The organism is Pseudomonas sp. Con_6 (assembly GCF_059379395.1).
Map to the genome: position 1 here is coordinate 2747439 of NZ_CM182011.1, position 12410 is coordinate 2759848.

The following is a 12410-nucleotide window of genomic DNA, read 5'->3' on the forward strand; positions in this document are numbered from 1 at the left end:
TCTTCTCCATCGATTCTGTAGTGGACAGTCAGGAGAAGAACAATGGGACGCCTTGCAGGAAAAGTCGCTCTGATTACCGGTGGTGCAGGAGGCTGCGGCCTTGCCGCTTCCGAGCTGTTCGCGCGTGAAGGCGCCAAGGTCGCCATTCTCGACCTGCCAGGCAGCGAGGGTGCTGCCGTGGCCGAGCGCATCAGGGCCGAAGGCGGCAGCGCGTGCTTCATCGCCACTGACGTATCGGATGGCGCCCAGGTACAGGACGCCGTCGCGCAGGTCGAGCAGCACTTCGGTGCGATCACGGTGCTGCTGAATCACGCCGGCACCATTCACGTCGGACCATTCCTGGAAACCAGCGAGCAGGACTGGGATCGCCTGATGGCCATCAACGTCAAGAGCATGTACCTGGTCACCCGCGCGGTATTGCCCGGCATGATCGCGGCGGGCGGTGGCAGCATCGTCTGTACTTCGTCGATCTCCGGGGTGGTGGGCACGCCGATGGAGGTTCTGTACTGCACCAGCAAAGGCGCCTGCCATATGTTCGCGCGCGCCATTTCCGTGGAGTTCCGCGACCGCAACATCCGCAGCAACGCCCTCTGTCCTGGCTTCATCGGTACCGCCCACGGCCGCCGCGAACTGGAGCTGCTGAGCGCACATGGCGCCCATATTTCCGACACCGCGCTCGAAGGCATGCAGGGCCGCCTGTGCGATCCGGCTGAAGTCGCCAGGGCTGCACTCTTCCTCGCCAGCGACGATTCCAGCTTCGTCAATGGCACCCATCTGTTCGTCGACAACGGCTACACCGCCGCCTAGCCACACGGAGCCCGCACGCCCTGAAAAAGTGCGGCTCCTGATGACCTGTACTGCCAAAACAAAACCTACAACATCCCGGCAAGAAGGAACGTTTTATGCAGATCGAAAGCAGAAGCGTGGAGTTCATTCCCGAGAATGAACGTTATGGCTCGCCCAAGCGGCTGTTCACCATCTGGTGCAGTGCCAACATGCAGGTCACCACCATGGTGATCGGTGCACTGGGCATCGTCGCGGGGCTCAATCTTGGCTGGACCGTGCTGGGGCTGATCCTGGGCAACCTGATCGGCTCGATCTTCATGGCCGCCCACTCCGCGCAAGGCCCGCACCTGGGCATTCCGCAGATGATCCAGAGCCGTGCGCAGTTCGGCGTGGTCGGCGCCGGCTTGCCGCTGGCCATCGTGGTACTCGCCTACATCCTCTTTACCGCTGCGAATGGCGTGGTGATGCGGGATTCCATCAAGGCGGTCGTGCCGGTCTCGGACAACGATGCAATCATCCTGTTCGGCGTACTCACCTTGATCGTCGGCTATGTGGGATATGAACTGATCCACCGCATCGGTGCGTGGATGAGCGCGATCTCCAGCATCATTTTCGCCCTGGCGGCCTACACCGTCTTGAAGCACGGATTGCCGGACGGCGTGTGGCAGTTGTCGGCAAGCTCGTTCAAGTTCGCCGTCTTCTGCCTGGTGGTGACCCAGGCCGCTTCCTGGACGCTGGGCGCCGGCCCCTATGTGGCCGACTATTCGCGCTATCTACCGACCAGCACCGCGACGCGTTCGACGTTCTGGTACAGCTACCTGGGGATTGTGGTCGGCTCCTCTGTCGTGATGTTGCTGGGTGCGATCATGGCAACTGCCGCCCTCGACGTACTTTCCGATCCCGGCAGTGCCATTGCCAGGCTGTTCCCCGGCTACGAGCAGCTGGCGTACTTCGTCATCATCGTCGGGGTGCTGGAGTGGAACGTGATGAACCTGTACAGCTCGTACATGTCCACCACCACCATCTTCACCGGTTTCAAAGGCACGGCACGGATCGGCAAGCTGGCCAAGTTCTTCATCATGGCGGTCGTTGCCGTGATCGTGACCTGGATCGCGATCGCCGCCCAGTACAACTTCGGCGCCTATTTCAGCGACATCCTGATCGGCCAGGTGTATGTGCTGGTGCCATGGAGCGCGATCAACCTGGCGGACTACTACTGGATCCGCAAGGGCCGCTACAGCGTGGCAGCGATGTACGACGTCAATGGCATCTACGGCAAGGTCAACTGGAACACCCTGGGCATCTACGCGACCGCCGTGGTGATACAGATCCCCTTCATGGAACTGTCCTCCTACAAGGGCCCGATCGCGCAGATGGTCGGTACGGACATCTCCTGGCTGCCCGCGCTGATCGTTCCTGGCGTGCTGTACTACCTCGTGAACCGCAACAAGCAACTGCACCTGACGCCGTTCGAACGCACCTCATCACCTGCCGCCCCGATCAGTGCCCTCAAGCAGGCATGACGCGGACGGGGGACCACTGGCAGCCGGTAGCGAGGGAGCGCTATCCTTCCAGGGGCCCTGGCACAGGAGGATTTCGATGGACAGCCAAGACGTCGGCGTCGCGGCAAGACTGATCACTGCCATCGGTAGCTCGAACATGGGGCGGTGCCTCTGTGCACTGCTCGATGGCAGGGTCAGCTTCGACATGAGCTGCCTTTATCTCTTTCGCTTCGACCAACCCGCCGAGCTGCTTCACAACGGCTACGGCGGACTCGTTTCCGCACGGACCCTGGATGGCTACAGCCGCGGCGGCTACCTGCTCGATCCGTTTTATGTCGCCAGCATGAACCGTCATCCGGGTGGGCTGTGGAGGATGACCGACCTGGCACCGGACAGCTTCTTTTCTTCCGGTTTCGCCATCTCGCCTGACCTTCATCCCTGCGTCTCTTCCACCCATGGCAGCGAGATCGACGAGATCGGCTATATCGTCCATCTGCAGGCGCGTGCCGCGCTGGTGTTCACCTTGATGAAGGCGCAGGAGCACGGTGCTTTTACCGAGTCCGAGATTGACTGTCTGCAGCAGCTCACGCCGCTGGTCCGGGCGGCGCTGGAGCAGCATGGGCGGCAGTTGCCGTATCAGGTGGAAGCCACGGATGTGGACAGCAAGCTGGAGAGCGCTTTCGTCGGCGTCCTTGGCCAGCTCACCGAGGCCCAGCGCTTTATCGCCAAGTTGCTCCTGCAAGGCCATAGCAACGCTTCCATCGCGCGTCAGCTGGGCATCTCCGAAGGGACGGTGAAGGTGCACAAGCACAACCTCTACCAGCGCCTGGAGATTTCCAGCCATGCGGAACTGTTCCGCCTCTTCATCAGCTATATCGCCCAGGCGGGGGATCGTGTCCCGGGGCCTGGTGTAGATGCTTAGCGCTTGTCGCCAAGACGCCAGGCCAGCCAGCGACCGCCGCTGACCAGCCATACCACCCCGGCAATCACCCAGACCCCCACCAGCATTCCCTGCACCCCGGCCTGTCCGATCAGCTTCCCGGCGACGAAGGGAAACCCGAACACACCGATGAAGTACGCCAGGCTGAACAGCAGCAAGGCCTGCGCCGTCAGCCGCTCGTGTGCCTCGTTGGCTGCCAGGCCATTGATCACCGAGTAGTTGAGTCCATACCCGACGCCGAGCAGCGCCGCCGTCAGCACATAGCCGACACTGCCCTGTACCCACTGCCCGAAGCCGAGCACCGCCACCAGCATCAGGGTGGTCAGTACCCAGGAACTGGCGAACGGATTGCGCTTCACCACCCATCCCGCCACCAGCAGCCGGCAACAGATCGCCGCACCCATGAAGCCGATGAAGAACAGCGAGTAATCCAGCCCGAGGCTGGCGGCGTAGCTGGTCTGGAAACTGCCCAGGCCACCGAAGATCGCACCGCCCAGGCCCACCAGCAGGATGGAAAACGCCGAGCGCGAGCGAAGTACCCGGGCGGTGGCGGCGAGGCTGATATGCACCGGGTCGGAGGGACGTGCTTGCTGGCCGCTGCCCAGGCGCCAGAAATAGGCACCGCTGAGCGCCGCCGCCAGTGCCGCGCAGAAGAACGCCACCTGCACCGGCAGGCCTGCCAGCGCGGCCAGCTTGCCGAGCAGCGGACCGCTGCCGATGCCGGTGAGCATGCTGCCGGAAAGCAGGGCGAAGCAGTGGGTACGGCGAGTGGGTTCGACCATGGCCGCGACCATGATCGGGCCGACGGTGTAGAAGATGCCCCAGCCGATCCCCAGCAACACGCCGCAGGCCAGCAGCGGCGTGCCGAGGCCGGGGACCGTGGCGAAGCCCAGTGAGGCCGCCACCAGGCACAGCGCGGCCACGGCGACGCTGCGGGCGGCGCCGATGCGCTGCATCAGGTGGCCGGAGCCGAGCACTGCCAGCAGGGTGCTGACCATGGCCACGGCAAACACCTGGCCCGCGTCCCGCTCACTGCCGCCGAAGGAATGGACCAGCAGCGAGAGGAGGAAGGTGGCGCCGTAGGAGATGGACAGCAGGAAGCAGGCGATGCAGAACAGGGTGAAGCGCGATGCGGCGGACATTTCTACCTTCCGGTGCGGGGGAAGGTGCCTTTCTAGCATGGGGCTGGAAAGGGAAAGTCATGGGAATGCCGGAGTTGAGTGGGGCAGAAATGGATCTGTCGTCTCTCCCACAGGGGCCCGGTTAATTCAGGGACATATGTTGTTCCGTTGGAGGCTTGCCCGGGATAAGTCCCTCGAAGCCAAACGGAAACCTGACCGGCGCCAACGCAGGCCCCGGTTTCAACTGCGTCCACAACTCCGCCATGCTCAACCCGAACTCCGGATGCCTCAACTGCGGCGCCAGCAACTGCAACGGATACAACACGAATGCCCGCGTCAGAATCTCCCCCCGCGGCACCCGCACTCCATCCACCAAGCCGGCGAAATCATCGAACAGCAACAGGTCGATATCCAGCGCGATCAGGCTCTGCGCCCCACGCCGCCGCCCGTGCAGTTCCTCGATTTCCTTGATCCAGGCAATCAGCTCGCGGGCCGACAGCCGGGTGCTGGCCGACACCACCAGGTTGAAGAACGGCGGATGCTCCCCGTCCAGCGATTCGCTCTCGTACACCGGCGAGCAACGCATGTCCCGCAGGTGCTCCCCGAGCATGTTCAAGGCGATATCGATATGGCTCTCCCGCTGGACATTGCTGCCCACGCCAAGGAATACGCGGTGGTCTGTCATGGCCATATGGCTCGCAAAAGGGCGCCGTCCGTGGCGCGATGCCCGGGACTCAGCCCAGGGTGTAGTTCAGCAGCAGCGTCGCCAGCAACGCGACGAGCGAGGCCACCACGGTACCGCCGGTGAACTTTTTCAGCGCTTCTGAAAGCGACACGTTCAAGTACTCCTTGACCACCCGGAACGCCAGATCGGTGACGTGGGTATCTAGCCGATGGTCTCGGACGAGTACGAGTCCGGCGAGGGCGGGAACACGATCGTCTTGTTGTCGTTGAGGAACACCCGGCCATGCACGTAGGCGTGATTACCTGGAGCAGGTGCGGATTCCCGACCAGGCGCACAATCCGCGGACGCGGGCGTTTCTCAGTCAGATCCTGCATTGAGGTAGCCAGGACTGGCCAATCGCTGGCAAGCCAGCTCCCACAGGTTCTCCACTGCCTTCGAGAGTGGTGCGGTCCTGTGGTAGCCGACCTCGGCGCTGGACCCGGAGATGGTCAAGGAGGTGCTGGATACCATGGTGGGGCTGGCGGAGGACGGCATGACCATGTTGTGCGTGACCCATGAGATGGGATTTGCGCGGACGGTGGCGGATCGGGCGTTTCTCAGTCAGATCCTGCATTGATGTAGCCAGGACTGGCCAATCGCTGGCAAGCCAGCTCCCACAGGTTCTCCACTGCCTTCAAGAACGGTGCAGTCCCTGTGGGAGCTGGCTTGCCAGCGATGAGACCATCAGCCGCACCTCGGATCTTCAGGGCGCCAACATCCGCCAACTCTCAGTGATCTCCCGGCACAATCTTTTCACCCGGGAAACCCCGTCGACTTTGGGGCGAACTCCTGCCACCAGCCGGGGCGACTTTCCTGTTGTTGATAGGTCTGCACCTGGTCGGCAGCACTGCCAAGCAAGGCTTGCACACTGCTATCACGACCGGCGACATAAGCCTCCAGCTCCTCGATAGCCTTGCTCAACACCCCATACCCCCCGGTAAACACCGCCGAGGTCATCTCCGTGGCACAGGCTCCGGCCAACAGGAACCGCGCCACATCCAGCCCGCTGCGCGCACCGTTGGTCGCGATCAGCGGATAGTCATCGCCCATGGCCTTGCGCGTCAGCATCAACCAGCGCGCAGTCAGCGGCAGGGCCCAGGACCCACCGATCGCCGCACTGGTTCCCAGCAACGGCTGGCCTGTCTCCAGATCCGGCAAAAAGCCCATGAACCGCCCCATCATCACCACGCTGTCGGCACCGCCCCGGCGCGCCGCCTTGGCCAGCCCGACCACGTCCTCGCTCTGCCCGGTGAGCTTGATCCACAAGGGCAGGGTGGTCGCTTCACGGATGCGCCGGACGATGGTCTCGATGCGCTCGGCGCCACGTTCCAGCACGATGGCGCCCTTGGCTGCTTCCTCGCCATGGGGTGCGCCGATATTCAGCTCCAGCACCCGCAACCCGGCTTGTTCGATGCGTCGGGCATACTCGGCGCATTGCTCCAGATCGCTGAGGATCAGGCTCGGCACCACGTAGGCATCCAGCACCCGGGCCTCGCGGTCGAGGCCGGCGAGTTCCTCGATCCACTCGTCGAAGTCGCGCTGCACCAGCCCCGAGCGGCCGAACAGGCTGGCATCCGCCGGCGGCGCGAAGTTCCAGGGCAGGCGCTGCCACTGGCTGTCCAGCAGCACGTAGTCGGTCTTGTCCAGTTGCTCCTTGGCCGCTTGCGACTCGTTGGTGGACTTGGCGATCACCGCGCCCGCGCCAGTGTGCAGCGCAGTGCGGATCGCCTCGGCGGTCATGGTCTGTTCGCCGGCGCCGCAGATCACCGGGTTCTTCAGCACGAGCTGGCCGATGCAGGTACTCAGTCGGGTCATGGCGGCGCTCACAGGTTCATCAGCCGGGCGGCGTTGCCGGAGACCATCTTGCGGATGTCGGCGTCGCTGTAGTCGAGGTCGATCAGTTGGCCAATGACATTGCGGAAACCGTCGGCGATGCTCGGGTTGCCCTGCTGGCCAAGGTCGGAACCGAGGATGGTGAGGTCGATGGTGCCGGCCTCGATCACCTGGCGCAGGAACACGTCGTCATAGAACTTGAACTTGGAACCCGGCACCCACATGCACATCGAGTGCTCCATGAACACGCCTTCCTTGGCCAACTGCCGCATGTCGTCCAGGGTGGCGTCGACCACGTAGGTCGGGTGGTTGACCAACAGGCGCTTGACCCCGCGCTTGCGTGCTTCCTCGAACAGCGGCCAGATCTCGCGGATGTTCAGGTGGCCGGCGGAAAGCACCACGTCCTGGGCAGCGATCAGGTCGAGGATGGCCTTGACCTCTTCCTTGAGCTTGCCGTCATCGTCCAGCACGGTCAGCGGGATGGGTTGCAGCATGCGCTGGGTGGTCTGCGGGAATTTCTCGACGAACTTCACGTCCTGGTGGTGGTGGGCGATATGGTTGGCCGAGGAGAAGGTCGGCATCCACACCAGCTTGGCACCGAGGTTCAGGCCGTGCTCCACGGCGTGGACGTTGAGGCCGCCCACCGAGTTGTTCAGCGGCACGCCCGAAAGCATGTGCACGTTCAGCTCGCTGAAGTGCTTGTTGAGCAGCTCGGTAACTGGCGTGCAGCTGTAGTAGTGGTCCTTGAGCAGCACGGCCTTGAGCCCGGCTTCCGAGGCTTCGCGCATGGCTTCGACATGGTCGCAGTAGCGCGGCATCACCGAGGGGCCGCTGTGGCAGTGCAGGTCGATGGCGCCGCGCAGCAGGCTGTCGATGCGGGCCTGGCGTTCTTCGTTGGCGGCGGGGGTGAGGATGGCGTTCATTGGGGTTACCTCTCTTGTTATTGGGGGCGGTGCAGGTGCTTGACCTGCTGGCTCCAGCCGGTGCGCAGCAGCGCCTGGTCGGAACCGAGAATGAAGAAGCTCACGCCGCGGGCGGCGAAGCGGTCGAGATCGTCGAGGTTGGCGACAAAAAGTCCGGCGGCCTTGCCGGCTTCGCGGGCGGCGTCGATGGCGCGCAGGGTGGCGTCTTCCACCCGCGGGTCGTCGAGGCGGCTGGCACCTAGGGAGACGCTGAGGTCGGCGCGGCCCACCAGCAGGCAGTCGATCTGCTCGACGGCGGCGATGGCGGCCAGGTGGTCGAGGGCTTCGGCGTCCTCGATCTGCGCGACGATGGCGTGGCGACCGTCCTCGGCCGCCATGTGCTCGGCCAGGTTGGCGCGGCCGTAGCCGCCGGCCCGTGGCGAGTTGGAGAAGCCGCGGCAGCCGTCGCGGTAGCGGGTGGCCCGCAGCAGTTCACGGGCCTGGTCGGGGTGGATGATATGCGGCAGGACCAGGCCGTCGGCGCCGAGGTCAAGGGCTTGCAGCAGGGTCGCAGGACGCTGGTCGGCCACCCGCACCAGCCCGCCCAGGCCGCTGGCGCGGCAGGCGAGCAGGGCGGTGTCGAGGCTGGCCGGGGTGAAGGGTGCGTGCTCGGCATCCAGCACCACCGCATCCAGGCCGACATCCCCGGCGATCTCCACCACGGCATGGGCCGGGGTCTTGATGAAGCTGCTGAGCAGGGTGTCCCCGGCGCGCAGCCGTTGGGTGAAGGTGCTCATGCCGAGACGTCCGCGTCGGCGAACTCGGCGGCCTGGTATTCGATCAGGTGGCGGTAGTCGTCGCGGATCGGCGAGAACACATCGAGGTTCATCACCACTTCGTCACCCAGCGGCTCGGCGTAGTGAACCACATGAGGCGGGATGCGGATCATGCTGCCCGGCCCGCCCTCGACCACCTCGTCGCCCAGGTGGAAGCGCACCCGGCCCTGCACGATGATCACCAGCTGCTCGAAGGTGTGGCTGTGGGGGAAGACATCCATGCCCGGGCTCAGCCAGTTCATCACGCACAGGGTGTCGTCGCCGCGGAAGGCGACGCGCTCGACGCCCTTGCGCACGACTTCGCGGGGCAGATCGTTCCAGTTATGCAGCAGGGCTTGGGCGAGGCTCATCGGTATCACTCCGTTTTGTTTCTTTTGTAGGAATATTGTTTCGCTGTGGGATAAAGCTAATCCTCGCCGGCGGCAGCGGTCAAGTGCCTTTTTCATGCCTTGACAGGTGCCGGAATGCGCTCATAGGATGTGTCACACATCAAAACAATATTTCGATGTAAGAAATAGGAGCTGATCAATGCGCGTAATCGAATCCCTTCTCATCGACGGCCAATGGTCCGCGGGCGGCCATGAGCGCCAGGCGGACGTGTTCAACCCGGCCACGGGCGAACTGATCGCCCGCCTGGGCCTGGCCTCCAGGGCGGACCTGGACCGCGCGCTGGACGCCGCCCAGCGTGGCTTCCAGGCCTGGCGCAAGGTGTCTGCCTATGAACGTTCGAAGGTGCTGCGCCGGGCCGCCGACCTGGTCCGCGAGCGTTCCGACGAAATCGCCGCGCTGATCACCCTGGAGCAGGGCAAGCCGCTGGCCGAGGCGAAGATGGAAGCCTTCGGTGCCGGCGACCATATCGACTGGTACGCCGAGGAGGGCCGCCGCGCCTACGGCCGGGTGATCCCGCCCCGTGCCCGTGGCGTACGCCAGACCGTGCTGCGCGAGCCGATTGGCCCGGTGGCGGCGTTCAGCCCGTGGAACTTCCCGGTCAGCCAGCTGGTGCGCAAGATCGCCGGGGCTTTGGCCGCTGGTTGCTCGATCATCGCCAAGGGCCCGGAGGAAACCCCGTCCTCGTGCATCGAGCTGTGCCGCGCCTTCCAGGACGCCGGTGTGCCGCCGGGCGTGCTCAACCTGGTGTTCGGCGTGCCGGCCGAGGTGTCCGACTACCTGATCCGTTCCGAGGTGATCCGCAAGGTGTCCTTCACCGGTTCCGTGCCGGTGGGTCGCAGCCTGGGTGCGCTGGCCGGGCAGTACCTCAAGCGCTGCACCCTGGAACTGGGCGGGCATGCGCCGTTCATCGTCTGCGATGACGTGGATGTCGAGGCCGTGGCGGCGCTGGGCGCGGGCTTGAAGTTCCGCAATGGCGGGCAGATCTGTGCCTCGCCGACCCGCTTCTATGTGCAGGACGGTGTCTACGACCAGTTTGTCGCGGCGTTCTGCCGGGCGGGGGCGGCGATCAAGATGGGCGATGGCCAGGACCCGTCCAGCCAGCTCGGCCCGCTGGCCAATCCACGGCGGATGGCGGCGATCCAGGAATATGTCGACGACGCCCTGGCCGTGGGCGCGCAACTGGCTCTCGGTGGCCAGCGCGGGGAGGGTGGTGGTTTCTACTATCCGGCCACGGTGCTGACCGATGTCCCGGAAAATGCCCGGGTGATGAGCGAGGAGCCGTTCGGCCCGATCGCCTCCATCGTGCGTTTCTCCAGCGTCGAGGAGGTGATCGACAAGGCCAACAGCCTGCCCTTCGGCCTGGCTGCGTTCGCCTTCACCCGCTCGATCCAGCGCGCCACCTTGCTGGCCGACGAGCTGGAGTCGGGGATGGTGTCGATCAACCACTTCGGCCTGGCCGCACCGGAAACGCCGTTTGGCGGGGTGAAGGACAGCGGCTATGGCAGCGAGGGTGGCAGCGAAGGGCTCGAGGCCTACTTCACCACCAAGTTCGTCAGCCAGGTGGGCTGACTTCAATCATCGGTTTAACGCTGTCGGTGTAGGAGCGGATTTATCCGCGATCGGCGGCGCAGCCGTCGTAAAACCTGAGTCCCGAGTTTGTCTGGCATATCCGGGATACAGGTTTTATGGCCGCTTTGCGCCCAATCGCGGATAAATCCGCTCCTACAGGGGACCGCGTAGAGAATAAGAACAATGCAAACCTTCGACTACATCGTCATCGGCGCCGGTTCCGCCGGCTGTGCCCTAGGCGCTCGCCTGGCCCGGGCCGGGCGCCAGGTCCTGTTGCTGGAAGCAGGGCCCGCGGACAACCATCCGTACATCCATATCCCCGGCACCTTCATCCGCGTCCACGGCACCAAGCGCACCTGGATGTACCGCACCGAGCCGGAACCCTTCGTCAACCAGCGCCAGGTCTTCATTCCCCAAGGCCGTACCCTGGGCGGCGGCAGCGCGGTCAACGCGATGATCTACATCCGCGGCCAGGCCGAGGACTACGAGGAATGGAAAGCCAGCGGCTGCCCCGGCTGGGGCTGGGACGATGTGCTCCCGGTATTTCGCCGCTGCGAGGGCAATGCGCGCCTCGGTGGACAACTGCACGGCCAGGACGGCCCGCTCAAGGTCAGCGATCCGCGCCACCGCCACCCGCTCAGCGAAGCCTTCGTCAGTGCTGCGGTGCAGGCCGGGGTGCCGGCCAACGACGACTTCAACGGCGCCCGCCAGGAAGGCGCCGGCTTCTATCAGACCACCACCAGCGAAGGCCGTCGCGCCAGTTCGGCGGTGTCCTACCTCAAGCCGCTGCGCGGCGATCCACGGCTCACGGTGCTGACCGAGACCCTGGCCACCAGCCTGCTGTTCGACGGTGACCGCGTGGTGGGGGTCAAGGCCAGCGACAGCCATGGCCAGCCGGTGACCTTCCGCGCCCGCGCCGAGGTGATCGTCAGCGCCGGGGCCATCGCCTCGCCGAAGCTGCTGATGCTCTCCGGCATCGGTCCGCGCGAGCACCTGCAGGACATGGGCATCACCCCGCGTGTCGACCTGCCCGGTGTCGGCGAGAATTTCCAGGACCACTTGAGCGCCTCGGTCTATGCCCGCACGCGCAAGCCGGATAGTCTGCTCGGCCATGACCGCGGCCTGCGTGCCCTCGGTCACGGGCTCAAGTACCTGGCCTCGCGCAAGGGCCTGCTCAGTTCCAACGTGGTGGAAAGCGGCGCCTTCGTCGATGCCACCGGCTGCGGCCGCCCGGACGTGCAGTTCCATGTGGTGCCGGCGCTGGTGGGGGATATCGACCGGCTGCCGCCGGAAGGCCATGGCCTGTCCGTCAACCCCTGCGCCCTGCGCCCGCGCTCTCGGGGCCGCCTGCGCCTGAAAAGCGCCAACCCGCTGGACGAGGTGGCGCTGAACGCCAATTACCTGAGCGATCCGGAGGACATGAAAACCATGGTCGCCGGGGTGAAGATGGCCCGCCGCATCCTCCGTGCCCCGGCCCTGGCCGAGGTGGTGGAGGGGATGCTGATGCTGCCGGACGAGGACGACGTGCCGGACGAAGTGTTCGAGGACTACGTGCGCAAGGTCGCCAAGACCGTGTTCCACCCCGCCGGCACCTGCCGCATGGGCCAGGACCCAGGGGCGGTGGTGGCACCGGACCTGCGGGTGCATGGCGTCAAGGGCCTGCGCGTGGCCGATGCCTCGATCATGCCGTCCATCGTCAGCGGCAACACCAATGCGCCGAGCATCATGATCGGCGAGCGCTGCGCGGACTTCATCCTCGCCGCCCAAGCCTGACCGGAGGTCTTCCCGCAAGGATGCGGACTCATTA

The 12410-nt window shown here is 64.9% G+C and carries 12 protein-coding genes and 1 pseudogene; 6 read left to right on the forward strand and 7 right to left on the reverse strand.

Annotated features, from left to right (window positions below; translation table 11 throughout):
* The first annotated feature begins 42 nt into the window (after positions 1-42).
* From AC5QPF_RS12300 to AC5QPF_RS12310, 3 genes are all read left to right on the forward strand, one after another.
* Positions 43-807: an SDR family oxidoreductase gene (locus AC5QPF_RS12300; protein ID WP_494963468.1), complete on the forward strand. Its 765-nt coding sequence runs from the start codon at positions 43-45 to the stop codon at positions 805-807.
* Positions 808-902: 95 nt separating this feature from the next.
* On the forward strand, positions 903-2309 hold the full coding sequence (locus tag AC5QPF_RS12305) for a cytosine permease (protein ID WP_494963469.1): 1407 nt from the start codon (positions 903-905) through the stop codon (positions 2307-2309).
* A 76-nt stretch (positions 2310-2385) separates the two neighbouring features.
* Positions 2386-3210 (forward strand): LuxR C-terminal-related transcriptional regulator, encoded by an 825-nt coding sequence (locus AC5QPF_RS12310; protein WP_494963470.1) that lies wholly within the window; start codon positions 2386-2388, stop codon positions 3208-3210.
* On the opposite strand, the gene AC5QPF_RS12315 is transcribed toward AC5QPF_RS12310, so the two are convergent.
* The 3 genes from AC5QPF_RS12315 to AC5QPF_RS12325 all read right to left on the reverse strand — a co-directional run bounded on the left by AC5QPF_RS12315 (position 3207) and on the right by AC5QPF_RS12325 (position 5185).
* A complete protein-coding gene (locus tag AC5QPF_RS12315; protein ID WP_494963471.1) occupies positions 3207-4370 on the reverse strand; it encodes an MFS transporter in 1164 nt (387 codons plus the stop codon). The genes AC5QPF_RS12310 and AC5QPF_RS12315 overlap by 4 nt on opposite strands.
* Before the next feature lie 121 nt (positions 4371-4491).
* Complete coding sequence (gene folK, locus AC5QPF_RS12320; RefSeq protein ID WP_494963472.1) at positions 4492-5034, reverse strand: 2-amino-4-hydroxy-6-hydroxymethyldihydropteridine diphosphokinase; 543 nt, start codon at positions 5032-5034, stop codon at positions 4492-4494.
* Positions 5035-5083: 49 nt separating this feature from the next.
* Positions 5084-5185, reverse strand: a complete 102-nt coding sequence (locus AC5QPF_RS12325) for a hypothetical protein (RefSeq protein WP_494963473.1) — start codon at positions 5183-5185, stop codon at positions 5084-5086.
* 309 nt (positions 5186-5494) lie between these two features.
* On the opposite strand from AC5QPF_RS12325, the pseudogene glnQ reads away from it, so the two are divergent.
* Positions 5495-5623, forward strand: a pseudogene (gene glnQ, locus AC5QPF_RS12330) (glutamine ABC transporter ATP-binding protein GlnQ); the annotation flags it as partial.
* A gap of 203 nt (positions 5624-5826) precedes the next feature.
* Here glnQ and AC5QPF_RS12335 read toward each other — a convergent pair.
* The 4 genes from AC5QPF_RS12335 to AC5QPF_RS12350 are packed head-to-tail and all read right to left on the reverse strand — an operon-like array spanning position 5827 to position 8994.
* Positions 5827-6888, reverse strand: a complete 1062-nt coding sequence (locus AC5QPF_RS12335) for a beta/alpha barrel domain-containing protein (protein ID WP_494963474.1) — start codon at positions 6886-6888, stop codon at positions 5827-5829.
* An 8-nt stretch (positions 6889-6896) separates the two neighbouring features.
* A complete protein-coding gene (locus tag AC5QPF_RS12340) occupies positions 6897-7829 on the reverse strand; it encodes a DUF6282 family protein (RefSeq protein WP_458976395.1) in 933 nt (310 codons plus the stop codon).
* Between the two features lie 17 nt (positions 7830-7846).
* The gene (locus AC5QPF_RS12345) at positions 7847-8605 is read right to left on the reverse strand and encodes an aldolase/citrate lyase family protein (RefSeq protein WP_494963475.1); all 759 of its coding nucleotides are present in this window, start codon (positions 8603-8605) and stop codon (positions 7847-7849) included.
* Positions 8602-8994 (reverse strand): cupin domain-containing protein, encoded by a 393-nt coding sequence (locus tag AC5QPF_RS12350; RefSeq protein ID WP_494963476.1) that lies wholly within the window; start codon positions 8992-8994, stop codon positions 8602-8604. The genes AC5QPF_RS12345 and AC5QPF_RS12350 overlap by 4 nt, the downstream gene beginning before the upstream one ends.
* Before the next feature lie 178 nt (positions 8995-9172).
* On the opposite strand from AC5QPF_RS12350, the gene AC5QPF_RS12355 reads away from it, so the two are divergent.
* Together AC5QPF_RS12355 and AC5QPF_RS12360 are read left to right on the forward strand one after the other, a co-directional pair.
* Positions 9173-10603, forward strand: coding sequence for an aldehyde dehydrogenase family protein (locus AC5QPF_RS12355; RefSeq protein WP_494963477.1), 1431 nt, complete (start codon positions 9173-9175; stop codon positions 10601-10603).
* A 183-nt stretch (positions 10604-10786) separates the two neighbouring features.
* A complete protein-coding gene (locus tag AC5QPF_RS12360) occupies positions 10787-12376 on the forward strand; it encodes an FAD-dependent oxidoreductase (protein ID WP_494963478.1) in 1590 nt (529 codons plus the stop codon).
* The last annotated feature ends 34 nt before the right edge of the window (positions 12377-12410 follow it).